The 22,534-nt window shown below is 73.2% G+C and carries 22 protein-coding genes and 1 pseudogene; 10 read left to right on the top strand and 13 right to left on the bottom strand.

Features of this window, described 5'->3' with window-relative positions; all coding sequences use genetic code 11:
- The first annotated feature begins 18 nt into the window (after positions 1-18).
- The gene (locus ACFPP6_RS34725) at positions 19-1,455 is read left to right on the top strand and encodes a lipase maturation factor family protein (protein WP_382050734.1); all 1,437 of its coding nucleotides are present in this window, start codon (positions 19-21) and stop codon (positions 1,453-1,455) included.
- An 88-nt stretch (positions 1,456-1,543) separates the two neighbouring features.
- Here ACFPP6_RS34725 and ACFPP6_RS34720 read toward each other — a convergent pair whose 3' ends face one another.
- Positions 1,544-3,001: an FAD-dependent oxidoreductase gene (locus ACFPP6_RS34720; RefSeq protein WP_382050732.1), complete on the bottom strand. Its 1,458-nt coding sequence runs from the start codon at positions 2,999-3,001 to the stop codon at positions 1,544-1,546.
- 143 nt (positions 3,002-3,144) lie between these two features.
- Between ACFPP6_RS34720 and ACFPP6_RS34715 the strand changes: the two genes are divergently transcribed.
- Entirely contained in the window at positions 3,145-4,161 is a 1,017-nt protein-coding gene (locus ACFPP6_RS34715; protein ID WP_382050730.1) for a PHP domain-containing protein, read from the top strand.
- Between the two features lie 10 nt (positions 4,162-4,171).
- On the top strand, positions 4,172-5,146 hold the full coding sequence (ligD, locus tag ACFPP6_RS34710) for a non-homologous end-joining DNA ligase (protein WP_382050728.1): 975 nt from the start codon (positions 4,172-4,174) through the stop codon (positions 5,144-5,146).
- A gap of 10 nt (positions 5,147-5,156) precedes the next feature.
- Here ligD (ACFPP6_RS34710) and ligD (ACFPP6_RS34705) read toward each other — a convergent pair whose 3' ends face one another.
- Positions 5,157-6,062, bottom strand: coding sequence for a non-homologous end-joining DNA ligase (ligD, locus tag ACFPP6_RS34705; RefSeq protein ID WP_382050726.1), 906 nt, complete (start codon positions 6,060-6,062; stop codon positions 5,157-5,159).
- A gap of 32 nt (positions 6,063-6,094) precedes the next feature.
- On the opposite strand from ligD (ACFPP6_RS34705), the pseudogene ku reads away from it, so the two are divergent.
- Positions 6,095-6,790, top strand: a pseudogene (gene ku, locus ACFPP6_RS34700) (non-homologous end joining protein Ku); the annotation flags it as partial.
- Positions 6,791-7,123: 333 nt separating this feature from the next.
- On the opposite strand, the gene ACFPP6_RS34695 reads toward ku, so the two are convergent.
- Positions 7,124-8,251 carry a terpene synthase family protein gene (locus ACFPP6_RS34695; protein WP_382050724.1) on the bottom strand — a complete coding sequence of 376 codons (1,128 nt, stop codon included), beginning with the start codon at positions 8,249-8,251 and terminating at the stop codon, positions 7,124-7,126.
- 410 nt (positions 8,252-8,661) lie between these two features.
- On the opposite strand from ACFPP6_RS34695, the gene lnt reads away from it, so the two are divergent.
- Complete coding sequence (lnt, locus tag ACFPP6_RS34690) at positions 8,662-10,230, top strand: apolipoprotein N-acyltransferase (protein WP_382050722.1); 1,569 nt, start codon at positions 8,662-8,664, stop codon at positions 10,228-10,230.
- On the opposite strand, the gene ACFPP6_RS34685 is transcribed toward lnt, so the two are convergent.
- Positions 10,202-11,107 carry a Gfo/Idh/MocA family protein gene (locus ACFPP6_RS34685; protein ID WP_382050720.1) on the bottom strand — a complete coding sequence of 302 codons (906 nt, stop codon included), beginning with the start codon at positions 11,105-11,107 and terminating at the stop codon, positions 10,202-10,204. The genes lnt and ACFPP6_RS34685 overlap by 29 nt on opposite strands.
- A 138-nt stretch (positions 11,108-11,245) precedes the next feature.
- On the opposite strand from ACFPP6_RS34685, the gene ACFPP6_RS34680 reads away from it, so the two are divergent.
- Together ACFPP6_RS34680 and ACFPP6_RS34675 are read left to right on the top strand one after the other, a co-directional pair.
- Positions 11,246-11,755, top strand: a complete 510-nt coding sequence (locus ACFPP6_RS34680; RefSeq protein WP_382050718.1) for a DinB family protein — start codon at positions 11,246-11,248, stop codon at positions 11,753-11,755.
- Positions 11,756-11,833: 78 nt separating this feature from the next.
- Complete coding sequence (locus ACFPP6_RS34675) at positions 11,834-12,538, top strand: hypothetical protein (protein WP_382050716.1); 705 nt, start codon at positions 11,834-11,836, stop codon at positions 12,536-12,538.
- A 79-nt stretch (positions 12,539-12,617) separates the two neighbouring features.
- On the opposite strand, the gene ACFPP6_RS34670 is transcribed toward ACFPP6_RS34675, so the two are convergent.
- The 7 genes from ACFPP6_RS34670 to ACFPP6_RS34640 form a co-directional block, all read right to left on the bottom strand.
- Positions 12,618-13,316 carry a uracil-DNA glycosylase gene (locus ACFPP6_RS34670; protein ID WP_382050714.1) on the bottom strand — a complete coding sequence of 233 codons (699 nt, stop codon included), beginning with the start codon at positions 13,314-13,316 and terminating at the stop codon, positions 12,618-12,620.
- A gap of 99 nt (positions 13,317-13,415) precedes the next feature.
- Entirely contained in the window at positions 13,416-14,210 is a 795-nt protein-coding gene (locus tag ACFPP6_RS34665; RefSeq protein WP_382050712.1) for an SDR family oxidoreductase, read from the bottom strand.
- A 14-nt stretch (positions 14,211-14,224) separates the two neighbouring features.
- Entirely contained in the window at positions 14,225-14,986 is a 762-nt protein-coding gene (fabG, locus tag ACFPP6_RS34660) for a 3-oxoacyl-ACP reductase FabG (RefSeq protein ID WP_382050710.1), read from the bottom strand.
- Between the two features lie 141 nt (positions 14,987-15,127).
- Positions 15,128-15,523: a DUF3037 domain-containing protein gene (locus ACFPP6_RS34655; RefSeq protein ID WP_058041356.1), complete on the bottom strand. Its 396-nt coding sequence runs from the start codon at positions 15,521-15,523 to the stop codon at positions 15,128-15,130.
- Positions 15,520-16,344 carry a HipA family kinase gene (locus tag ACFPP6_RS34650; RefSeq protein WP_382050707.1) on the bottom strand — a complete coding sequence of 275 codons (825 nt, stop codon included), beginning with the start codon at positions 16,342-16,344 and terminating at the stop codon, positions 15,520-15,522. Before ACFPP6_RS34650 ends, ACFPP6_RS34655 begins: the two co-directional genes overlap by 4 nt.
- A gap of 172 nt (positions 16,345-16,516) precedes the next feature.
- Entirely contained in the window at positions 16,517-17,359 is an 843-nt protein-coding gene (locus ACFPP6_RS34645; protein ID WP_382050705.1) for a putative RNA methyltransferase, read from the bottom strand.
- Positions 17,360-17,912: 553 nt separating this feature from the next.
- Positions 17,913-18,518 (bottom strand): TetR/AcrR family transcriptional regulator, encoded by a 606-nt coding sequence (locus ACFPP6_RS34640; protein WP_382050703.1) that lies wholly within the window; start codon positions 18,516-18,518, stop codon positions 17,913-17,915.
- Positions 18,519-18,675: 157 nt separating this feature from the next.
- Between ACFPP6_RS34640 and ACFPP6_RS34635 the strand changes: the two genes are divergently transcribed.
- Positions 18,676-19,179 carry a Rieske (2Fe-2S) protein gene (locus tag ACFPP6_RS34635; RefSeq protein ID WP_382050701.1) on the top strand — a complete coding sequence of 168 codons (504 nt, stop codon included), beginning with the start codon at positions 18,676-18,678 and terminating at the stop codon, positions 19,177-19,179.
- A gap of 24 nt (positions 19,180-19,203) precedes the next feature.
- Here the strand turns inward: ACFPP6_RS34635 and ACFPP6_RS34630 are convergent, their stop codons facing one another.
- Positions 19,204-19,848: a cysteine hydrolase family protein gene (locus tag ACFPP6_RS34630; RefSeq protein WP_382050699.1), complete on the bottom strand. Its 645-nt coding sequence runs from the start codon at positions 19,846-19,848 to the stop codon at positions 19,204-19,206.
- A 140-nt stretch (positions 19,849-19,988) separates the two neighbouring features.
- On the opposite strand from ACFPP6_RS34630, the gene ACFPP6_RS34625 reads away from it, so the two are divergent.
- A complete protein-coding gene (locus tag ACFPP6_RS34625) occupies positions 19,989-20,459 on the top strand; it encodes a pyridoxamine 5'-phosphate oxidase family protein (RefSeq protein WP_382050697.1) in 471 nt (156 codons plus the stop codon).
- A 23-nt stretch (positions 20,460-20,482) separates the two neighbouring features.
- Here ACFPP6_RS34625 and ACFPP6_RS34620 read toward each other — a convergent pair whose 3' ends face one another.
- Positions 20,483-21,394: a LysR family transcriptional regulator gene (locus ACFPP6_RS34620; protein ID WP_168092105.1), complete on the bottom strand. Its 912-nt coding sequence runs from the start codon at positions 21,392-21,394 to the stop codon at positions 20,483-20,485.
- Positions 21,395-21,469: 75 nt separating this feature from the next.
- Here ACFPP6_RS34620 and ACFPP6_RS34615 point away from each other — a divergent pair, with 75 nt between their 5' ends.
- Positions 21,470-22,525, top strand: a complete 1,056-nt coding sequence (locus ACFPP6_RS34615; protein WP_382050694.1) for a DMT family transporter — start codon at positions 21,470-21,472, stop codon at positions 22,523-22,525.
- Positions 22,526-22,534 lie beyond the last annotated feature (9 nt).

Genomic DNA, 22,534 nt, shown 5'->3' with positions numbered 1-22,534 from the left:
GAGTGGTACGGATACGCCATGGAGTGGTTCACGGTCTCCGGATACTGGCTGAGCAGGCTGGTGCTGCAGCGTGCGCTCGCCGGCGTCTACCTCGTGGCCTTCCTTGCGGCCGCCCTCCAGTTCCGCGCGCTGATCGGCGAGCGGGGCATGCTGCCGGTGCCGCGCCTCGTCCGCCACGTGCCCCTCCGCAGGGCCCCGGGCGTCTTCCACCTGCACTACTCGGACCGGTTCTTCGCGGCGTGGGCGTGGGCGGGCGCGGCCCTGGCGGCGGCCGTGGCGGCGGGCGCTGCGGACGCGGTGCCGCTGTGGGCGGCGATGGCGATGTGGGCCGCCCTGTGGGTGATGTACCTGTCGATCGTCAACGTGGGCCAGACCTGGTACGGCTTCGGGTGGGAGTCGCTGCTGCTGGAGGCCGGCTTCCTCGCGGTGTTCCTGGGCAACGCCCGCACGGACCCGCCGGTCCTCGTGCTGTGGCTGATGCGCTGGCTGGTCTTCCGCGTCGAGTTCGGCGCGGGGCTGATCAAGATGCGCGGAGACCCCTGCTGGCGCGACCTGACCTGCCTGTACTACCACCACGAGACCCAGCCCATGCCGGGCCCGCTGAGCTGGTACTTCCACCACCTGCCGAGGCCGCTGCACCGCGTGGAGACCGCCGCCAACCACGTCGCCCAGCTCGTCGTGCCGGTCGCGCTCTTCACCCCGCAGCCCGTCGCGAGCTGCGCCGCCGCCGTGATCATCTGCACCCAGCTCTGGCTCGTCGCCTCCGGCAACTTCTCCTGGCTCAACTGGCTGACCATCGTCATGGCCCTCTCCGCGGTCGACGGCGCCGCGGCCGCGGAGCTCCTCGGCCTCCCGGCGCACTCCCCGGCACCCCCTCCCCCCGGCTGGTACGAGGTCCTCGTCCTCGCCGCGACCGCGCTCGTGGCCGTCCTGAGCTGGTGGCCGGTGCGCAACATGCTCTCCCGGCAGCAGCGGATGAACATGTCCTTCAACGCCTTCCACCTGGTCAACACCTACGGCGCGTTCGGCAGCATCAACCGCAGGCGCTACGAGGTGGTGATCGAGGGCACCGACGAGGAGCGGGTCGGGCCGGACACGGTGTGGAAGGAGTACGGCTTCAAGGGCAAGCCCGGCGACCTGCGGCGGCTGCCCCGCCAGTACGCCCCGTACCACCTGCGGCTCGACTGGATGATGTGGTTCGCCGGGATCTCCCCCGCCTACGCCGAGCCGTGGTTCGGCCCCTTCGTGGAGCGGCTGCTGACGGGCGACCGGGACACGCTGCGGCTGCTGCGCCACAACCCCTTCCCCGGTGCCCCGCCGACCCACGTACGGGCGCGGCTCTACCTCTACCGCTTCAGCACGCGGCAGGAGCGGCGGGAATCCGGCGCCTGGTGGCACCGGACGCTGCGGGGCGAGTTCCTGCCGCCGGTGGCGCTGCGCCGCGGCGAGGCGTGACACGCGCCGGGGGCGGTGGCTGCGCATTCCGCCAGGTCATGGCAGCCGGGGGGCCGCCCCGGGAAGACCGCCGCCGCAGCGGCGCCGGTCACCGCGGGCCCAGCCCGCACAGCGCCAGCTCCGCGGCGGTGATCGACGGCTCGTTGCGCACCCCGCGGCCGGGCCCGCGCAGCACGCCGAGCACGACCGGCGGCTTGACCAGCGCCGTCATCGGCGCGGACAGCGTCATCACGTCGAAGAGGGAACGCATGACGACGGGGTTCACCGTGGCGGTGCGCATCAGGCGCTGGACGTAGCCGCGCAGCAGCCGGGCCGCGGCCGGGGGCTGCTCGCCGATCGCCCCGGGGTAGTTGATGTCCTCGCCCGTGGCCAGGTCCCACGGGCTGCCCGCGGCGCGGCCGACCGCGCGCTGGATGCTCCGGGCCAGGCCGGGCGCCCCCAGGCCCCGCTCCGCCAGGAGGCCGCGGATCGCGACCGCGCTGTGGGCGGCCACGGACATGCCCTGCCCGTAGACGGGGTTGAACGTGGCGACGGCGTCCCCCACCACGGCGAAGCCCTCCGGCCAGGCGGGCATGCGCTCGAAGTAGCGGCGGCGGTTGACGGTGCTGCGCGTGAGGTGGACGTCGGTCAGCGGCTCCCGGCCCGCGATCAGGTCGGCGATCAGCGGGTGGCGCAGGCTGCGCACGAACGGCTCGAACTCCCCGGCCTCCCGCGACGGTTCGCCGCCGCGCGTGCCGCAGGCCGTGAGCAGCCAGCGGCCGCCCTCGACGGGAACCATCGTCGCGCCCTGGCCCGGCTGCCGGCCGTGCGGGTCGGCCTGGACGCTGACCACGGGGAAGCGCTCGCTGCCGGCGGGCGCCCGGAAGATGCGGGTCACGTAGACCATGCCGGTGTCGACGGTCTCCTCGTGCGCCGGGTGCAGCCCGAGCTCGGTGAGACGGCGCGCGGCCTGGGAGCCGCGCCCGGAGGCGTCGACCACCAGGTCCGCCTCCAGCACCTCCGCGGAGTGGCCGGAGGCCGTGCGGACCTTCACGCCGGTGACCCGCTGCGCGTTGCCGAGCAGCGCGAGGGCGTCCGTCTCCTCGCGCAGCGTGACGCCGGGCAGGGCCAGCACCTGCTCGCGGACGACCATGTCCAGCAGGTCGCGCGTGCAGGCCATCAGGAACTGCGTGCCCGGCCAGCGCGGGTACCAGCCGTGCGGACCCATCGCGACCAGCCCGGTCCCCAGCGGGATCCGGCGGGCCCCCGCGCGCACCCACCCCTCGATCGTGCCGGGCAGCAGGGACTCCACCGCCCGGGCCCCGCCGGACATCATCAGGTGCGCGTGACGCGCCTGCGGCAGGCCCTTGCGCGGCTCCATCCCCCCGGGCAGCCGGTCCCGCTCCACGATCACGACCTCGCCCGCGTGCCGGGCGAGCGCGGCCGCGGCCAGCATGCCGGCCATGCCCGCGCCGAGGACCACCGCGCGGCCCGTGCGCCCGCCGGAGGAACCCGAGGAAGGAGAGGACGCAGAGGAATGAGAGGGGGACGGTGTAGGGGCGCTCATGCCCCGAACACTCCCCACCGCGCACCGCGCCTACTCACCGGTTCACCCACGTGTGCCCGCGCCCGCGGGCCCCTCGCACGTGCGCGCTCCTCCCGGATCGCGCACGGTAGGGGTACCGGACGGCGAAGGAGGCGGTGGGTGCCATGGACCCGGTGGAGGCACTGGACCGAATCGCCTTCCTGCTGGAGCGCGCGGACGCGCCCACGTACCGGGTCAAGGCCTTCCGTACCGCCTCCGAGGTGATCGCCGGGCTGCCGGAGGAGGAGCTGCGGCGCCGGGCCGCCGCCGGCACGCTCACCGCCGAGAAGGGCATCGGGCCCAAGACCGCCGGCGTGGTGGCCGAGGCCCTGGCCGGGCGCGTGCCGGGGTACCTGGCCAAGCTGGCGGAGGAGGCCGCGAAGCCGCTGGCGGAGGGCGGCGAGACCCTGCGGGCGGCCCTGCGCGGCGACTGCCACATGCACTCGGACTGGTCCGACGGCGGCAGCCCGATCGACGCCATGGCGCGGGCGGCGCGCGACATCGGGCACGAGTGGGCGGTGCTGACCGACCACTCCCCCCGGCTGACCATCGCCCGGGGGCTGACGGCGCAGCGGCTGCGCGCCCAGCTCGACGTGGTCGCCGAGGTGGACGAGAGCCTCGGCGACGGCTTCCGGCTGCTGCGCGGCATCGAGTGCGACATCCTCGACGACGGCTCGCTCGACCAGGAGCCCGGCCTGCTCGACGAGCTCGACATCGTCGTCGCCTCGGTGCACTCCAAGCTGCGCATGGACGCGGACGCCATGACCCGCCGGCTGGTCGGAGCCGTGGCCAACCCCCTGGTGGACGTCCTGGGCCACTGCACCGGACGGCTGCTGGCCGGCCGCGGGCGGCCCGAGTCCGCCTTCGACGCGGCGATGGTCTTCGCCGCGTGCGCCCGCTTCCACACCGCCGTGGAGATCAACTGCCGCCCCGAGCGGCTCGACCCGCCCCGCCGGCTGATCCGCCAAGCGCTGGACGCGGGCGTGCTGTTCTCCCTCGACAGCGACGCGCACGCCCCCGGCCAGCTCGACTGGCAGATCCACGGCTGCGCCCGCGCCGAGGAGTGCGGAGTGCCCGCCGAACGCATCATCACGACGTGGACGGCGCCCCGGCTGCTGGAGTGGGCGCGGGAGAAGGGCTAGGCGGCAGGCGATGCCCCCGACCGCCCGGCGCTCCCCCGCCCCGCCGCCCGCGATCCGGCCGATGCTGGCGACCACCGCGCCCCTGCCGCCCGCCGCCGAGGAGGCGGCGTGGGCCTTCGAGGTCAAGTGGGACGGGATCCGCCTGGTCGTGACCCTCCCCGGGGACGGCACCGCCCGGCCGGTCACCCGCGCCGGCAACGACGCGACCGTGACCTACCCCGAACTCCAAGCCCTGGCGGAGCAGCTGCGCGGCCGGCCCGCGGTCCTCGACGGCGAGGTCGTCGTCCTGGACGGGGCGGGGCGGCCCGACTTCGGACTGCTCCAGCGCCGCATGGGCGTCACCGACCCGCACCGGGCGGCCCGCCTCGCGGCGGAGTACCCCGTACGCCTCATGCTCTTCGACGTCATGCACCTCGACGACCGGTCCCTGCTGGGCCTCCCCTACCGGGAGCGGCGCGCCGTGCTGGAGGGCCTCGGCCTCGCGGGCCCGGCCTGGTCGGTGCCGGCCGCCGTGGAGGGGCACGGGCAGCAGGCCTGGGAAGCCACCCTCGAAGGCGGGTTCGAGGGCGTCGTCGCGAAGAAGCTGACGTCCCTCTACACGCCCGGCATCCGGTCATCCGAATGGCGCAAGACCAAGCACGTCGTCACCCTCGACGTGGTCATCGGCGGCTGGGCCGAGGGCCGCGGCTCCCTCTCCGGGCTGCCCGGGGCGGTCCTCGTCGGCGTGGACGAGCCGGAGGGCCTGCGCTACGCCGGGTCCGTCGGATCGGGGCTCTCCGAGCGCGAGCGCCGGGACCTCGCCCGCTACCTGGCGGTGATCCCGCGCGCGGACCCGCCGTTCGCCGGCCCCGCCGACCTGCCGGGCGCGCACTGGGTCGAGCCCCGGCTCGTCGCCGAGGTCGTCTTCTCGGGCTGGACGGCGTCCGGCCGCCTCCGGCACCCCGTCTGGCACCGGCTGCGCCCCGACCTGACCCGGCTCGGCTGAGGGCGGGAGGTCACGGGAGCCGCGCGCGGGTGACGTCGCCGGTCAGCGGGGCCAGCAGGTCCCCGTACGCCTCCGCCCGGTCCAGCACCTCCTCGGGGGTGAACGCGAGCTCCTCGGGGTCCCGGCACGCGGCGACCTCGTCCCAGGTGACCGGGGCGGCCACCCCGGGACGGCCCTCCCGCAGCCGCACGGTGTAGGGCGCGGCAGTGGTCTTGGCGCTCGCGTTCTGCGACCAGTCGATGAGGACCTTCCCCCGGCGTTCGACGCGCGCCATGGAGACCACGACGAGGCCGGGGTGCTCGCCCATCATGCGGGCGGCCAGCGCCTTGGCATAGCCGCCGGCGTCCCGGCCGGACGCCGCGTGGACCGGCGCGTACAGGTGCAGGCCCTTGGAGCCGGAGACCACGGCATGGGCGGTCAGCCCGTCGTCCTCCAGGAGCTGGCGCAGCCGCTGGGCGACCCGGCAGCAGACCACGAGGTCGGCGCCCGGGCCCGGGTCCAGGTCCAGGACGAGCCGGTCGTGGCCGTCGGGACCGGCCGTCGCCGTCCACTGCGGGACGTGCACCTCGTACGCGCCGAGGTTGGCCATCGCGACCAGGGCGGCCGTGGTGTCGATGACAACCTGCTCGGTGACGCCCTCGCGGTGCTCCACCGGCACCACCCGCACCCACCGGGGCTTTCCGCCGGGCGGGTTCTTGGCCACCCAGCTCTGCCCGCCCGGTCCCTCCGGGGCGCGGACGAAGGAGGCGGGCCGGTCGGCCGTGTGCGCCACCATCACCGGGGCGATGCGGGCGTAGTACTGCAGCACCTGCGCCTTGGTGTGGCCCGATGCGGGGAAGAGCACCCGGTCGAGGTGGGTCAGGGCCAGCCGGTGGCCCTCGATCTCCACCGCCTGCCGCTCCGGGGAGACAGACATAAGGTAGGAATTCCCCGTGGAGGGATAAAACTATGCGGACCATGTGGAAAGGTGCGATCGGCTTCGGACTGGTGTCCGTACCCGTACGGCTGTACGCCGCCACCCAGGAGCACGGCCTCAGACTGCACCAGGTCCACGACGCGGACGGCGGCCGGATCCACCTCAAGCGCATCTGCGAGGCCTGCGGCGAGCCGGTCGACTACGAGCACATCGCCAAGGGCTTCCAGGACGACGAGGGACACACCGCCGTCGTCACCCAGGACGAGCTGGCCGGGCTGCCGCTGCCCAGCAAGAAGCTCATCGACGTGCTCGCCTTCGTCGACGCCGACCGGATCGATCCCCTCCAGCTGTCCAACGGCTACTACCTCGCACCGGAGAGCGCGGCGGCCGACAAGCCCTACGTCCTGCTGCGCGAGACCCTCAAACAGACCGAGCGGGTGGCCGTCACCAAGATCGCACTGCGTACCCGGGAGTCCCTGGCCCTCCTGCGGGTCCACGGCGACCTGCTGACCCTGCACACCATGTACTGGCCGGACGAGATCCGCGACAGCGGCGACCTCGCACCGCCCTCCTCGGTCACCGTGCGGCCGCAGGAGCTGAAGATGGCCACGAGCCTGATGGACACCCTCTCCGAGGAGTTCGACCTCGACGAGCTGGAGGACGAGTACGAGATCGCCCTGAGCGAGCTCATCAACGCCCACCTGTCCGACCGGCCGGTCCCCAAGAAGGAGACGGCACCCGCACCGGACAACGTCATCGACCTGATGGCCGCGCTCCAGGCGTCCATCGACAATGCGGCCGGAAAAGCGGGGGAAGGAACGGAAAGGGGGCCAGCACGAGTGCCCGGGCCAGGACGTGGGCCGGGCCATCGCGGACACGGGCATCGACGCCCTGCTGCTGCGGCTGCCCGACCTCACCCTCTCGGTGGACGAGTCGGAGCTGACCTACCGCTCCACTCTGATGTCCCGTCATCTGACCGGGCTGCCGGTCCGGTTCACGGCGCGGGCGCCGCTTCCCCCGGAGGAGACGCTGACACCCGCGCCGGAGCCGCCCGCGCCCGCTCAGCCCGAGCGGGCCGAGCAGCCGGCCATCCCGGCGCCGCCGGTCCGGGCCGCCGGGGCGGCGGAGACTCCCGGTTCGCGGCGGTCGTGGTGGAGGTCGCTGCGGCGCCTGCTGGGACGCCGGTAGCAGCCGGCCTCCAGCTGGTCCCACCACCAGGCGATGGCGGGGACGGGCAGGGGATCCGGGCTGTCGTCCGACGGGGCCGTTTTCCACCACTCCACGTCGGTGCGGGTCCCGTAGGGGTCCTGGTAGCGGGCGCAGACCGATGCCCAGTCCAGGTGCCCGCGGACGAAGTGGCCCAGCGCCACCAGGTAGCAGCGCAGTTCCACTCCGGCCCGGGGCCAGATCTGCTCGCGTAAGCGCAGGAAGAGCGTCATGACGCGGTCGCGCATCGCCATGGCCTCTTCCTGCGCCCGGGCGGGCTCCCAGTCCCGTTCCTGGGCGAGGACGTCGATCAGGTTGAGGTTGTCGCCGGCACGCTGGATCTCCTTGTTCCGTGAGTAGAAGTCGTTGTCCCAGGCGACGAGCGTCCAGGTCATCTCGGTGAGGGCCCGGACCTCGGGCCGGTCCAGGTCGCGGTCGTCGAGTTCGTATCCTCCTGCGATGTCCATCAGGGCCGTGGAGGGCGCCATGCCGATGGCGCGCATCCACATCGCGGCGTAGTCGTTCACGGACGGCAGGGCCCGGTCGCGGCGGCAGGCGGCCTCCCACACCAGGCCGGTGAGGTAGGTGCGCATGCCCTCGGTCCAGTGGCGCAGCTGGCTCGGCGTCGCGTGCTCGGCCAGCTCCAGGCGGACGGCCCGCAGCGCCGCGGCGTGGGGCGAGTCATCCGGCCACTCCGGCACCGGGGCTTCCAGGACGCGCATGATGCGTGAGGTCGCGTGCGCCAGGCCGTGGGCGGTGGCGGTCGACTCGTCGCACAGGGCGTCGTCCAGGGAGAAGAGCACGGCGTGGAGCTTGGCGACGACGGTGAGCGGTCCGGACCGGCCGTAGGGCATGGTCCGGGCCGTGAGCCCGCCGAAGTCGCACCGGGCGAGGCGCTGCCGCTGGTGGGCCGAGGTGTCGAGCTGTTGCTGCAGCATCCACTCGACCGAGGTGCGGTCGATCTCCCGGATGCTCGGGTGCACCGCCGGCGGTATCGGACAGTAGAAGGGCACGATCTCCAAGGGCTGTACTGATATGCGATCTCGCACGCCCGTCACGGCGCCTCCCCAGGCCGGCTCGCAGCGTTCCTGTCCGCTTTTGCGCGGTACCTGCCCAGGGTGGACCGGGGATAACCCGCAGCGCATACCCGGTCACACCTTTCCAGCGCGGGATGCAAGGCTCACTTCGGATCGTTTCTGACCGAACCCCGCCAAAAGAGCTTTTCTGATGAGTGACGGCGGTGGAATATTGCACCTCGATGTCAGAGTTTTTTCCCCATGATCCTCTGCTGTTCGAAAAGATAAGGGTTGGCCGGATCCCGCTCATACGTCGCGCGGACGGATGATCGACGATCTACGGCGCCGGTGACCCCTCGGGCCCAGGGAGGCACGCCATGACGACGCAACCGCCGGAAGGCTCGTACGCCGGGCTGCTGACCCGGCCCTGGCCGCGGGCGGCTGCGGCGGTGGCGGCGGGAGCGCTGCCCGCGCTCACGTTTCCCACGCCTTCGCTGTGGTGGCTGGCCTACGTGGCCCTCGTGCCCTGGCTGTCCCTGATCCGCACGGCGCCCGGCGCGCGGCGGGCGGCGCTCGACGGCTGGCTCGGCGGTGGCGGATTCCTGCTCGCCGTGCACCACTGGCTGCTGCCGAGTCTGCACGTCTTCATCCTGGTGCTGGCCGCGCTGCTGGGGCTGCTGTGGGCGCCGTGGGGCGTGCTGGTCAAGCGGCTGCTGGGCGGTTCCCCGGGGCCGGCACGGGCCGCCGCGGCCCTCATCGCCGTACCTTCCGGCTGGTTGATGGTCGAACTTGCCCGTTCATGGGAGTATTTGGGCGGACCGTGGGGTCTGTTCGGGGCGAGTCAGTGGCAGGTGCAACCCGCTCTCAAGCTCGCTTCAACGGGCGGGATCTGGCTGGTTAGTTTCCTCCTCGTGGCCCTCAACACCGCCGTTTCCACGGTCATTTGGGCTTCTCGCGCGCGTATCACCGGACTAGTCGGCCTGGTGGGCATTGCAGCCGTCGTCGCCGGAGTGTGGTGGTGGGCGCCGTCGCCGCGCGCCGCGGGCACCGTCCGGATCGCTCTCGTCCAGCCGGGCGTCGTCAACGGGACGGGGAGCGTCCAGCGCCGGTTCGACCGCCAGGAGGAGCTCACGAGGAAGCTGGCCGGGCAGCGGGTGGACCTCGTGGTGTGGGGCGAGAGCGGCGTCGGCGGCGACCTCGCGCAGCACCCCGGCCTCCGGGACCGGCTCACGGCGCTCTCCCGCGCGGTGGGGGCGGACCTCCTCGTCAACGTCGACGCGCGCCGCTCGGACCGGCCCGGCATCTTCAAGAGCTCCGTGCTCGTCGGCCCCGGCGGGCCGACCGGGGACCGCTACGACAAGATGCGGCTCGTGCCGTTCGGGGAGTACGTGCCGGCGCGCTCCCTGCTCGGCTGGGCCACGTCGGTGGGCAAGGCGGCCGGCGAGGACCGCATCCGCGGCGAACGCCCGGTGGTGATGCGGCTCCCCGCCTCCCCCTCCGCGCCGGAGGGACTGCGGATCGGCCCGCTGGTGTGCTTCGAGTCGGCCTTCCCCGACATGAGCCGGCAACTGGCCCGCGACGGCGCCCAGGTGATCGTCGCCCAGTCCTCCACCTCCACGTTCCAGCACAGCTGGGCCCCGTGGCAGCACGCCTCGCTCGCCGCGCTGCGGGCGGCCGAGACCTGGCGCCCGGTGGTGCACTCGACGCTGACGGGCGTGAGCACGGTCGCCGGGCCGCAGGGCCGTGCGGTCGGCGCCCCGCTCGGCACCGACCGCAGCGAGGCCGCCGTCCGCGAGGTGCCGCTGGCCCGCGGCACGAGCCCCTACGTCCGGTACGGGGACTGGGTCGTCCTGGTGTCCCTGGCGGTGGTCGCCTGCACGTGCGCCGCCGAGGGCGTGCGCCTGGTGCGGCGGAACGTCAGGAAGCCTGCTCCGAAGCGGCCCTGACGATGCGCTCGCACAGCTCGTGGGTGGCCAGCGCGTCCTCGGCGTCGAGCAGCTTGCCCGCCCGGACCGCGTCGAGGAAGGCGAGGACGGTCTGCTCGATGCCGCGCTGGCGGGCGACGGGCACCCAGTCGCCACGTCGGCGCACGCTGGGCTGCCCCTTGTGGTCGATCACCTCGGAGAGGTTGAGGACCTGCCGCTTGGTGTCCTGTCCGGAGACCTCGAGGATCTCCTCGGTCGAGCCGCTCATCCGGTTCATGGTGCCGATCGCCGTGAAGCCGTCGCCGGAGAGCTGGAGCACGACGTGGTGCATGAGGCCGTCGCGGACCCGGGCGCGGACGTCCACGTGCTCGACGGGCCCCGGGGCGAGGAAGCGCAGGGTGTCGACGACATGGATGAAGTCGTCGAGCACGAGGGTGCGCGGGTCCTCGGCCAGCCCGATGCGGTTCTTCTGCATCAGGATCAGGTCGCGCGGGTGGTCCAGGCACTGGGTGTAGGACGGTGCGTAGCGGCGGTTGAAGCCGACCATCAGGCTCACGCCCCGCTCCCGGGCGAGGCGGACGAGCCGCTCGCTGGTGGCGAGGTCGTAGGCGAGGGGCTTGTCGACGTAGACCGGCACGCCCGCTTCGAGGAGGCGGGTGACGAGCTCGGGGTGGGCCGCGGTCGCCGCGTGGACGAAGGCCGCGTCGAGGTCCGCGTCGAGCAGCGCGTCGAGGCCGGTGTGGCACTGGGCCTCCGGGATGCGGTGGGCCTCGGCGACGCGCGCGAGCGTGGCGGGGGTGCGGGTGTGGAGGTGCAGTTCGAGACCTGGCCGGGTGGCGAGCACCGGAAGGTACGCCTTCTGTGCGATGTCTCCGAGCCCGATGCAGCCGACCTTCACAGCGCCTCCCTGATGCGTGCCTTTGTTTGGGAAGCATACGGCCGTGCGGAAGGGCGCCGGCCGGTGTTGGCGGCGGCGGTGCGCGGGGCCGGGGAAAAGCTCTGGCGCGGGCGGCACGGGGACGCCAGGATGACCGCCATGATCATTCCTGAGCGTCCCACACCCCCCACCGTCGCCGACGAGCGCACGAGCCTGGAGAGCTGGCTCGACTTCCACCGCGCCACGCTGGCCCTGAAGTGCGCGGGCCTGGACGAGGCGCAGCTGCGCGAGGCGTCCGCACCACCGTCCCCGATGAGCCTGATGGGTCTCGTCCGGCACATGGCCGAGGTCGAGCGCAGCTGGTTCCGCCGGTGCCTGGCCCGCGAGGAGGCCGGGCCGATCTATTACTCCGACGAGGATCCGGACCGGGACATGGAGGTCACGGAGGCGGACAGCTGGGAGGAGGCCTACGCCACGTGGCAGGCGGAGATCGCAGCGGCCCGGGAGGCGGCGCGCGGGCGCTCGCTGGACGACCGCGGCGTCGCCTCGCACCGCAACGAGGAGTTCGACCTGCGGTGGATCTACATCCACATGATCGAGGAGTATGCGCGCCACAACGGCCACGCCGACCTCATCCGCGAGCGGATCGACGGGGCCACCGGGGCCTGAGGGCTCCCGGACGCGTGATCGCACATCACCCGTGCGGGTAATTCCCAACGCCGACGGCCGCACAGCAGAGTTGAGCGAGTGCATCGACTGCCTGCAGTGACGGTCATGGCGGCGGCGGTGGCGCTGGCGGCCGCCGGGTGTGTGTCCGTCTCCCAGCCGCCCGCCTCCCACTCCCCGCCCCGCCCGCCGGGCCACTCCCGGCCGGGCGATCTACTGCCCGGCCCCGCCCGTGAGGATCTGATCACCACGGGGCCCGACGGAGCGCGCTCCCCCACAACTCCCGGGCAGGACCCGAGAGCCGCCACGGTCGGCGGCGCCTCGGGGCCCGAGGGCGCGATCACCCCCTCCGGCCGCTCCGGTGCCCCCGGCCACCGGGAGGGGGCGGATCCTGCGGATCCTTACGACTTCGGCGATCCCCCGGACGCCTCCGACGACGGAGCGGAGCCTTCGCGCTCCTCCGGCTCCCCGCGGCTGTCGCATCCGCCCCGCAGGGCGGGCCGCACCTGGGCCTCGCCGGACCGGCCCGCGTCCCCGGACCTCAGCCCGTCCTACCCGCGGAGCGAGGCGCCCGCCCCGCAGCCGGAGCAGCGAACCGCGGACTCCGCGCCGGCATCGGCCTCCCGCCGGGAGGAGTCGTCGGCGGCGCCGCCCGTGCAGGCACCACCGCCGGCGCCCGCCCCCCGCGCCCGTAACAACAACGTGTGCGCGATGGGCCGGCAGCACGGGCGCTGGCAGCAGGGCGGCGACGCCTCACGGATCTGCGACTCGGTCTACGGGCACTGACGCGCCGCCGCGGTGCGGCCGGGGGCAGGGGCCGGCAGGCGGGCGCGATGCCGGCCCGCGGGCCCCGGCCGGGACCGGGTCAGAGGGCCGGCAGGGCCGCCAGGTCCGGGATGCGCCAGTCGATCGGCTCGTGGCCCTGGGCCGCGACCGCCTCGTTGATCTGGCTGAAGGGGCGGCTGCCGAAGAACTTCTTCGCCGACAGCGGCGAGGGGTGGGCGCCCTTGACCACGACGTGCCGGTTCTCGTCGATCAGGGGCAGCTTCTTCTGGGCGTAGTTGCCCCAGAGGACGAAGACGGCCGGGTCGGGACGGGACGCCACGGCGCGGATGACCGCGTCGGTGAACTTCTCCCAGCCCTTGCCCTTGTGGGAATTGGGCTCCCCGCCGCGGACCGTCAGCACGGCGTTGAGCAGCAGGACGCCCTGCTCGGCCCACGGCTGGAGGTAGCCGTTGTCCGGGACGTCGTAGCCGAGCTCCTCGCGCATCTCCTTGTAGATGTTGCGCAGGGAGGGCGGGGTCTTCACCCCGGGGCGGACCGAGAAGCACAGGCCGTGGCCCTGGCCCGCGCCGTGGTAGGGGTCCTGGCCGAGGATGAGGACCTTGACCTTCTCGTACGGAGTGGCCTCCAGGGCTGCGAAGACCTCCCCGCGCGGCGGGTACACCGGTGCCTTCGTGCGCTCCTCCTCCACGAAGTCGGTGAGCTCCTTGAAGTAGGGCTTGTCCAGCTCCTCGGCGAGGACACCGTGCCAGGACTGGGGCAGCACGTCGGTGACGGTCACGTCAACAACCTCCGGGGTTCGTTCGTTCTCGGGTGAGAACTTACCGGCGACCACTGACAACGGCCGACGCCCGCCCCCGGCGCCCGGTGCCGCCCGGTCTCAGAACCCCGCGTTCAGGAAGATCCCGCCGTCCACGACGAGGGTCTGCCCGGTGATCCACCCGGCCGCGTCCGAGAGCAGGAACGCGGCCGCTCCCCCGATGTCCTCGGGGACGCCGAGGCGGCCGAGCGGGTACGAGGCCACGACCTCCTCCTCGCGTCCCTCGTAGAGGGCGGCGGCGAACTTCGTCTTGACGACGGCCGGCGCGATGGAGTTGACCCGCACCGCCGGGGCGAATTCGTGCGCGAGCTGCAGCGTGAGGTTGACCATCGCGGCCTTGCTCATGCCGTACGCCCCGACGAAGGGCGAGGCGGAGATCCCGGCGACCGACGCGATGTTGACGATCGCGCCGCCGTTGTCCTTCTGCCACGCCCGCCACGTCTGCTGCGCGAAGCCCAGGGCGGAGATCACATTGGTCTCGAAGACCTTGCGGGCGACGCCGAGGTCGAGCTCGGCCATGGGGCCGAACACGGGGTTCGTCCCGGCGTTGTTGACCAGGTAGTCGACGCGGCCGAACTCCTCCATGGCGTGCCGCACGGCGGCGGCCTGGTGGGCCTCGTCGTGGGCCTTGCCCGCGATGCCGATCGCCCGGCCCTGCTGCCCCGCGCCGAGCGACTCGACGGCCTCCTTGAGGGCGTCCTCGTTGCGGCCGGTGATCACGACGCGGTCGCCGCGGGCGACGAGCGCCTGCGCGATGCCGTAGCCGATGCCGCGGCTCGCGCCGGTGACGAGGGCGACCTTGCCGGTGTCCTGGCGGCCGGCCTGCTCCTGCTGCTCCTGCTGCTGTGCAGTCATCTCCGTGCTTCCTGTCAGTTGAGCGGTCCGCCGGCCACGTACAGGACCTGTCCCGAGACGAAGCCCGCCTCCTCGCCGGTGAAGAAGGCGACCGCGTTGGCGATGTCCTCGGGCTCGCCCACGCGCTCCACCGGGATCTGGGTCGCCGCGGCGGCCTTGAAGTCCTCGAAGGTCATGCCGAGGCGGGCCGCGGTGGCGGCCGTCATCTCGGTGGCGATGAAGCCGGGGGCGACGGAGTTGGCGGTGATGCCGAACTTGCCGAGCTCCTTGGCGAGCGACTTGGTCAGCCCCTGCACGCCGGCCTTGGCGGCGGCGTAGTTGGCCTGGCCGCGGTTGCCGAGGGCCGAGCTGCTGGAGAGGTTGACTATGCGGCCGAAGCGCGCGTCGACCATGTGCTTCTGGCAGGCGCGCGACATCAGGAACGCCCCCCGCAGGTGCACGCTCATGACGGTGTCCCAGTCGCTCTCGCTCATCTTGAACAGCAGATTGTCACGGGTCACGCCCGCGTTGTTGACGAGGATGAGCGGCGCGCCCAGCTCGGCGGCGATCCGGGTGACGGCGGCGTCCACCCGGTCGGCGTCGGAGACGTCGCAGCCGACGGCGAGGGCACGGCCGCCCGCAGCGGTGATCTGCTCGACGGTGCCCGCGCAGGCCTCCTCGTCGAGGTCGAGGACGGCGACCGCGCGGCCCTCCCGGGCCAGGCGTACGGCGGTCGCGGCACCGATCCCGCGGGCCGCGCCCGTGACGACGGCCACGCGCTGCTCGGGCTCAGGCATACGGGGAACTCCTCACCTCGAAGGCGGCCCGCCCGCCCGGCACCGGGCCGGGCAGGTGAGCAACCGCTTAGTAGCTTCGGCGGGTCAGACGCTAGAAGCCCCGCCACCCGCTGTCAACGCCTTCCCGCGCCGCCCCGCACCTCACCTCACCAGCAGGTCCAGCAGCCGCTCCGGCTCGCTCTCCGGATCCGCCGTCAGTCCGGCGTGCACGGGGCCCGGCTGTACGACCGTACTGCGGGGCGCGATCAGCCAGCGGAAGCGCCGCCCCGGGTCGTCCCCGGCGGCCTGCCCGGCGCGCTCCCCGCCGAGGCAGACGCCCTCGACGGCGCAGAGCGCGGCGCGCACGCCCGCCACGTCGGCCGTCGGGTCGAGGGCCAGCAGCCGCGCCTCGTCCAGGTGGACGCGGGCGGCGACGTAGCCCTTGGCCTGGCAGTAGACGACGACCCCGGCGTTGATCTGCTCACCGCGCTCGACGCGGGGGACGACCCGCAGCAGTGCGTACTCGAAGACTTCGCGTCCGTTGTGGCGCCCGGTCACTTCCCGGCCCTTCCGTCGAGCCTGACACGCACCCACTCCGGCGCCTGCGAAGGCTTGTCCTTGCTGCGTTCGCCGACCGTGATCCGGTCGCCGATGCTCCGTGCCCGCTCCAGCAGCACCTCGACGTAGGCCCGGCGCACCGCGTCGGGGCCGTCGAAGCCCGGCTCGTCCTCGAGCCACTCGTCGGGCACGTCGGCGGCGACCTCGGTCAGCAGCTCCTCGGTGACGCGCGGCGCGAGCTCGGCCGCGGCAGCGGCGAGGTCCGGGCCGAAGGTGGCGAGGACGTGGTCGGAGGCGTCGTAGGCCTTGCCGGCGGCCGCGGCGGCCCCCGGCCAGTTGTGGTGCCAGATCATGGTGGCGCCGTGGTCGATGAGCCACAGCTCGCCGTGCCACACGAGCAGGTTGGGGTTGCGCCAGGAGCGGTCGACGTTGTTGATGAGCGCGTCGAACCAGATCACGCGGCCGGCCTCGGCCTCCCCGACCTCGAAGGCGAGCGGGTCGAAGCCGAGCGCGCCGGGCAGGAAGTCCATGGCGAGGTTGAGCCCGCCGCTGGCCTTGAGCAGCCCTTGCACCTCCTGGTCCGGCTCGCCCCGGCCGATGACCGGGTCGAGCTGGATGCGGGCCAGGTCCGGGACGCGCAGGCCGAGGGCGCGGCCGAGCTGTCCGCAGATGACCTCGGCGACCAGCGTCTTGCGGCCCTGGCCCGCGCCGGTGAACTTCATGACGTACGTACCGAGATCGTCGGCTTCGACGATGCCGGGGAGCGAGCCGCCCTCACGCAAGGGCGTGACGTAGCGAGTCGCAATGACTTCTGTGAGCATTTGCCCAGGCTATAAGGCCGTTTTGTGTTCGGAACCACGACGGGCCGCCGCCGTTCCCGCCCGGTGACGGCAGCGCGGTCCCGCCGGCCGGTCGTTGCGCGCCGGCGCTCAGGATCCGCCCCTGGCCGCCGCCCACGGCCCGGTGGCTGCGGTGCGGCGTCGGCGCAGCCGGTCACCCCAGCGGCCGGTAGGCCGCCAGCGTGACGGAGAGCGTCACCCGGCACGGGTCCGGCAGCTGCCCGATCCGCTCCTGGACGTCCTGCGCGTCGCTGTGCCAGGCATTGGGGCCCATGCCGACCAGCTGGGCCAGCGCCCGGTGGTCCAGCGTCATGACGCGCGTCAGCTGCTCGGACTCGGCCACCGAGAAGTACGGGGCGAGCTGTTCGGTCAGCCGCGACTCCTTGCGCTCGTCCACCCGCAGCAGGCCGAGCGCGTCGATCAGCTCCTGGAGGTGGCCGGGGCGGGGCGTGACGACCAGCAGGACGCCGCCGGGCGCGAGGATGCGCCGCAGCTCCGGCCCGTTGCGCGGCGCGAAGGTGTTCAGCACCAGGGACGCGGCGCCGTCCTCGATGGGCAGGTCCTGCCAGGCGTCGGCGACCGCGGTGCTGATGCGCGGATGGGCCTTGGCGGCACGCCGGGCGGCGAACTTGGAAATGTCGAGCAGAATTCCCTCGGCATCCGGAAAGGCATCCATGACACGGGCGTGGTAATAACCGGTGCCGCCGCCGATGTCCACCACACAACCCGGAACCGACGGATCGACGGTACGGCGGGCCAGCTCGACCAGCGCCTCCGAAATCGGGGAGTAGTGCCCCGCCGACAGGAATTGGTCCCGGGCGTCCACCATCTCCATGGTGTCGGCACTGTACTTCGTGGCACCCGAGAGCAGGTTCACATAACCCTGCTTCGCGATATCGAAGTTGTGGCCGGCGGTGCAGAGCAGTGCCCGGTCGCGCGGGGTCAGCGCGGCGCCGCAGTGGGGACAGGCAAGGACGTGCACGACTCTGTTCAGCATGGGGCACCGTTCGTTCGCGGGCGGATGGTTCGTCGACGGACGGGTGGCAAGCGTCCGGCAACGGGCCGGACGACCCTATCGCGGGGCCCGCGCAACCCACCCGGGCGAGCCGCGTGGAAAAGCGCCCCGAAGGCGCGCCAAAACAGCCGTTCCCACCGGCTTCCCGAATTCCCTCATTCCCATGGTTCGCCGACCCGGAACTATTCACCCCATCGCTGATCCCTCAGCATCTCGGCCGGGTCCCGAAGACGGCCCCGAACAATGGCGTGCAGCAGCCGAGTTACCTTTCCATTGTCGGTATTCCTGCCGCCTCCCGGCCTCCCTGTGCGCCTCCGGCCACGGTCTGTCGTGCACGCCCGGAGAACAGCGCCGGGTCACGGTCGCGGTCGACGAACAGCGGCCGCGCCACTGGGACTCCACCGCGCACCGCTGGTGACTGGGCGCCGGCGAGCGCACCTCCAGGTGGGCTCCTCGTCCGCGGACCTGAAGGCGTCGAGCACCGTCACCGTACGGTCGCGGTGAGGGACGGCGGGCTGACGGTGCCCCGGGCGGTTCAGGGCCGGGGGTTGCGCAGGCCGTCGAGGACCAGGTCGACGAGGGTGTCGACGAATGCGTAGGTCAGCTCGCCGGTCCGCATCAGCCAGCGCTGCGTGAAGGGGCCGAGGATCAGGTCGGCGGCGATCCTGACGTCGACACCGGCGGCGATCTCGCCGGCTTGCTGGGCGCGTCGCAGCCGGTCGACATAGACCTTGATCCCCGGCTCCAGCAGCCTGCCGGTGAACTCCGCCGCGACCTTGGCGTCGTTCGCCGCCGCCACGGCGAGCGCGCGGTAGGGCGCCTGGAACTCCGGGGTGTTGAACTCGTCCGCCGTGGCGCGCAGGACGAACTTCAGGTCGGCGGCCAGGTCGCCGGTGTCGGGCAGCGCCTGCTCGTGGTCCGCGGCTTCCGCATCGGCGGTGAACGCGTCCAGCAGGACGGCGGCCTTGGACGGCCACCAGCGGTAGATCGTCTGCTTGCCGACCCCGGCCCGGCCGGCGATGCCCTCGATCGTGAGCTTGTCGTAGCCGACCTCGCCGACCAGGGAGAGCGCCGCGTCGAAGATTGCTCGGCGCGAACGCTCGCTGCGTCGCCCGGCGTCGGGGGGAGTCACGTGCACCATGCCACGCAGTGTAATGAAGAGCAGAGACAATACGCTCCGTCTCCCCCTGTCGCCGCAGCTCACCGGGGAGCATTGCCCCGGGCTTCCGCCGCCCTTTGAACGCGGCGGCCGCCGGCTGCGTACGTCTCCCTGAACCTGCACGTTCAGAGGAGCGAACATGAACCACACGTCACGGACCGCTTCCACCGCTTCCACGGACTCCGGAGGATCCCCGGGGTCCGACGGACCCTCCGCCTCCCCGGCCCCGCGCGGCTCGACCCGCCGCAGCGTCGTCGCGGCGGCGGGGGCCGCCGGTCTCGTCACCGCGCTCGCCGCGTGCGGCGGCGGGGGCGACAGCGGTAAGGACGAGGGCGGGGACGGGAAGGCGAAGGGGGACGGGGAGCTCGCGAAGGCCGCGGACATCCCCGAGGGCGGCGGCAAGGTCTTCCCGGACCGGAAGGTCGTGGTGACCCAGCCGGTGAAGGGCGAGTTCAAGGCCTTCTCGGCGGTCTGCCCCCACCAGGGCTGCGTGGTCAAGGACGTCTCCGGGGGCACCATCAACTGCCCGTGCCACGGGAGTAGGTTCCGCGTCGCGGACGGGAGCGTGCAGGCCGGTCCGGCGCAGGGGCCGCTCCCCGAGGAACAGGTCTCGGTCCGCGGCGGCTCGCTGCACCTGGGGTAAGGCCCGGGCACCGCCCCCCGGGCGTCAGCCGCTCCGGGGCGCGCTCCGCCAGCCGCGCAGGACGGCCTCGGCCGTGGTGACGGTGGCGACGAGCGCCAGGGTGTGGCTGACCATGGCCGCGGTGTAGTCCGCGGGCACGCCGGCGATGGCGTCGGCGGGGACGACGGCCGTGTAGCCGAGGTTGACGGCGTCGAAGACGGTGTTGGGGACGGCCACGTTGGCAGAGACGCCGGTGACGACGAGGGTGCGGCAGCCGAGGTTGCGCAGCAGGGCGTCCACGCCCGTGCCCGCCAGGGGCGAGAGCCCGTGCAGCCGCCGGACGACCAGGTCCGCGTCGCCGACCGGGATCGGGTCGGCGACGCGGACCGCGCGGGTGCCGGTCAGCTGCTGCACGGGCAGCCGCTCAGCCGCGCGGAAGAGGCGGGCGTTGCGGCTGGCGCCGCGGCCGTCGGGGCGGCGCTCGGCAATGGCGTGGACGACCTGGACGCCCGCGTCGTGCGCGCCCGCGACCAGGCGGGCGATGTTCAGGAGGGCGCCGGAGGCGCGGGCGGCGGCGGCTAGCTCGGGCAGCGCGCTCTCGGGGCCGACGACGCCGCGCTGGCACTCGACGGTGAGCAGCACGGTCGTCGCGGGGTCGAGCCGCTCGGCGGGCGGGTCCGGCGGCGCCATGCTGGTCGCTCCCTCCTGGGGCCTGCTTCCGGCGGGTGAGGACCGGGCCGCGTGAGGGTAGCGGGCATTGCGCCGGCGGGGGAAGGGGGCCACACTTCCTGACACTCAGCCAGATACCGGGGTGCGGGGAGGGCGCGGGCATGGTCACCACCCAGCGGCGGGGCCGCCGGATCATGATGACGCGACCGGAGCTGGACGCGTTCCTCGCCGGGCAGCGCACCTGCCGGGTGGCCACGGTGGGGCGGGACGGGCGTCCGCACCTCGGCGCGCTGTGGTTCGTCTGGGACGGATCCGCGGTGTGGCTGTACTCGATCGTCCGCAGCCGCCGGTGGGCGGAGCTGCGGCGCGACGCGCGGATCGCGGTGCTCGTGGACGACGGGCGGGAGTACGGGGAGCTGCGCGGAGCGGAGCTGTCGGGCACGGCCGCCTTCGTCGGTGAGGCGCCCCGCACGGGCGAGCCCTGTCCGGAGCTCGCCGCGCCGGAGGCGCTGTTCACTGCCAAGTACTTCGGCGGCCTTCCCTCGATGCCGCACGACGGCCGCCACGCCTGGCTCCGGCTGGCACCGGAGGCGATCGCCTCCTGGGACTTCCGCAAACTGCCCGGCGGCTGAGCACCCCGCTCCCGGTCACGGCACTAGGCGGAGCCCGCCATCTCCTCCCCAGCCGCCCTCAGGGCCTCCACCGCCGCGCGGATGGAGGGCCGCCGGTCCGCGTCCGCGCGCCAGATCGCGTAGACGTGGCGGCGCACGGTGTGCCGTACCGGCACCACGCGCACCCCTTCCGGGACGGGGCCGCGCCCGAGCCGCGGGGCGACGGCGACGCCCAGCCCGGCGGCGATCAGGGCGAGCTGGGTGTGGTGCTCCTCGGCCATGTGGGAGATGCGGGGCTCGATGCCCTTCCCGCGCAGGGTGAGCATCAGCCAGTCGTGGCAGAACTCGCCGCGGGGCCAGGAGACCCAGTCGTCGTCCGCGAACTCCTCCAGGTCGACCTGGTCCCGGCCGGCCAGCGGGTGGTCCACCGGCATCGCCACGTCGGCGATGTCGTCGAGGATCGGCGCCTTGGCCAGTCCGTCGGGCATGGGCAGCGGCTTGTTGTACCAGTCGAGGACGACCGCGACGTCGATGTCGCCGCGGACCACCCGGGGCACGGCCTCCTCGGGCTCCATCTCCTCCAGCCGCGCCCGCAGCTGGGGATGGGCGCCGCGCAGCCCGGCGAGGGCGGCGGGGAAGAGACCGCGGGCGGCCGTGGGGAAGGCGCCGAGGAGCAGCTCGCCGACGGCCTGCCCGCGCTGCGCCTCGAGATCGGCCTGGGCGAGCTCGACCTGCGAGAGGATCCGCGAGGCGTGGTCGGCGAGCAGCCGCCCGGCGTCGGTGAGCCGCACGCCGCGGCCGTGCTTGGCGAGCAGCTGCTGCCCGGTCTCCCGCTCCAGCTTGGCGAGCTGCTGCGAGACGGCGGACGTCGTCACGTGCAGCCCGTCCGCCGCGGCGCTGACGGATCCGTGGCGGGCGACGGCATTGAGGGTGCGCAGACGCTCCAGGTTCAACATGTAAGTAACCCTACGCGATGACCTGCACTTATATTTACTTGTTCTAAAGATGAGTGGGCGGCCATTCTTATGGTCATGCGCACCACTGCAAGCTCCGGCTCCTCCAATTCCCCGGCCCTCTCAGCCTCCCCGGCCTCCACGGCGGCCCCCGCCTCCGCCGCCGCCCCGGTTTCCCCGGCGTCCCCCGCGCCCTCCCAGCGGGGCCGCCCCGCCGTGGACTGGAGGATCCGCTTCGGTGCGCTCGCCCTCATCTGGGGCTGCAGTTTCCTGTTCATCAAGCTCGGCACCGACGGCTTCCCGCCGCTGTACGTCTCCTTCGGCCGGATGTTCTTCGGCGCGGCGGTACTGGTCACGATGCTGGCCGTGAAGCGGGAGCGCCTGCCGCGCGCCGCACGCACCTGGGCGCACCTGGCCGTTGCGGCGTTCCTGCTCAACGCCCTGCCGTTCACGCTCTTCGCCTACGCCGAGCTGCGCATCCCCTCCACCCTCGCCGGCATCTGCAACGCCACGACCCCGCTGTGGGGCATGCTCCTCTCGCTCGTGGCGCTCTCCGAGGACCGGCCGACCCGGCGCCGGTTCGCGGGGCTGGCCATCGGCTTCGCCGGCGTGCTGACCGTGCTCGGCGCCTGGCAGGGCTTCTCGGGGCAGGACGCGGCGGGCACCCTGATGGCCCTCGCCGCCTCCGCCAGCTACGCGGTCGGCTGGATCTACGTCCGGCGCACACTGGCCGACACCGGTGACTCCAACCTCTCGAAGTCCGGCGCGCAGCTGCTGCTGGGCACGGCCCAGCTCGCCGTCGTCGCCCCGGTGTTCGCCCCGGTGCCGACCTCCTTCCCCGCCGTGCCGCTGCTGGCCGTCTTCGCTCTCGGGGCGCTGGGCACGGGCCTGGCCTTCCTCGTGCAGTACGGGCTCGTCGCCGAGGTCGGGCCCACGACGGCGACCATGATCACCTACCTCGTCCCGGTCGTGGCGACCATCGCCGGCGTGGCCTTCCTCGGGGAGGCGCTCAGCTGGAACACCCCCGTGGGCGCACTGATCGTGCTGGCCGGCGCCGCCCTCACCCAGAGCAGGACCCAGAGCAAGAGCCGGAGCACGAGCCGGAGCACGAGCAAGGAACACGGCAAGGCCTAGGAGCGGCCC

Origin of the sequence: Streptomyces aureoversilis, from assembly GCF_042657885.1 — a bacterium.
Classification (GTDB): Bacteria; Actinomycetota; Actinomycetes; order Streptomycetales; family Streptomycetaceae; genus Streptomyces; species Streptomyces aureoversilis.
The sequence above is the reverse complement of the archived record's forward strand: the minus strand, read 5'-3'. Positions and strand labels throughout refer to the sequence as shown.

Excerpts from the sequence above, each read along its gene's own strand:
- ACFPP6_RS34725 (WP_382050734.1), top strand. The coding sequence starts at position 19 with ATGGAGTGGTTCACGGTCTCCGGATACTGGCTGAGCAGGCTGGTGCTG.
- ACFPP6_RS34720 (WP_382050732.1), bottom strand. The coding sequence starts at position 3,001 with ATGAGCGCCCCTACACCGTCCCCCTCTCATTCCTCTGCGTCCTCTCCT.
- ACFPP6_RS34715 (WP_382050730.1), top strand. The coding sequence starts at position 3,145 with ATGGACCCGGTGGAGGCACTGGACCGAATCGCCTTCCTGCTGGAGCGC.
- ligD (WP_382050728.1), top strand. The coding sequence starts at position 4,172 with ATGCCCCCGACCGCCCGGCGCTCCCCCGCCCCGCCGCCCGCGATCCGG.
- ligD (WP_382050726.1), bottom strand. The coding sequence starts at position 6,062 with ATGTCTGTCTCCCCGGAGCGGCAGGCGGTGGAGATCGAGGGCCACCGG.
- lnt (WP_382050722.1), top strand. The coding sequence starts at position 8,662 with ATGACGACGCAACCGCCGGAAGGCTCGTACGCCGGGCTGCTGACCCGG.
- ACFPP6_RS34680 (WP_382050718.1), top strand. The coding sequence starts at position 11,246 with ATGATCATTCCTGAGCGTCCCACACCCCCCACCGTCGCCGACGAGCGC.
- ACFPP6_RS34665 (WP_382050712.1), bottom strand. The coding sequence starts at position 14,210 with ATGACTGCACAGCAGCAGGAGCAGCAGGAGCAGGCCGGCCGCCAGGAC.
- fabG (WP_382050710.1), bottom strand. The coding sequence starts at position 14,986 with ATGCCTGAGCCCGAGCAGCGCGTGGCCGTCGTCACGGGCGCGGCCCGC.
- ACFPP6_RS34650 (WP_382050707.1), bottom strand. The coding sequence starts at position 16,344 with ATGCTCACAGAAGTCATTGCGACTCGCTACGTCACGCCCTTGCGTGAG.
- ACFPP6_RS34645 (WP_382050705.1), bottom strand. The coding sequence starts at position 17,359 with ATGCTGAACAGAGTCGTGCACGTCCTTGCCTGTCCCCACTGCGGCGCC.
- ACFPP6_RS34640 (WP_382050703.1), bottom strand. The coding sequence starts at position 18,518 with ATGGTGCACGTGACTCCCCCCGACGCCGGGCGACGCAGCGAGCGTTCG.
- ACFPP6_RS34635 (WP_382050701.1), top strand. The coding sequence starts at position 18,676 with ATGAACCACACGTCACGGACCGCTTCCACCGCTTCCACGGACTCCGGA.
- ACFPP6_RS34630 (WP_382050699.1), bottom strand. The coding sequence starts at position 19,848 with ATGGCGCCGCCGGACCCGCCCGCCGAGCGGCTCGACCCCGCGACGACC.
- ACFPP6_RS34625 (WP_382050697.1), top strand. The coding sequence starts at position 19,989 with ATGGTCACCACCCAGCGGCGGGGCCGCCGGATCATGATGACGCGACCG.
- ACFPP6_RS34620 (WP_168092105.1), bottom strand. The coding sequence starts at position 21,394 with ATGTTGAACCTGGAGCGTCTGCGCACCCTCAATGCCGTCGCCCGCCAC.
- ACFPP6_RS34615 (WP_382050694.1), top strand. The coding sequence starts at position 21,470 with ATGCGCACCACTGCAAGCTCCGGCTCCTCCAATTCCCCGGCCCTCTCA.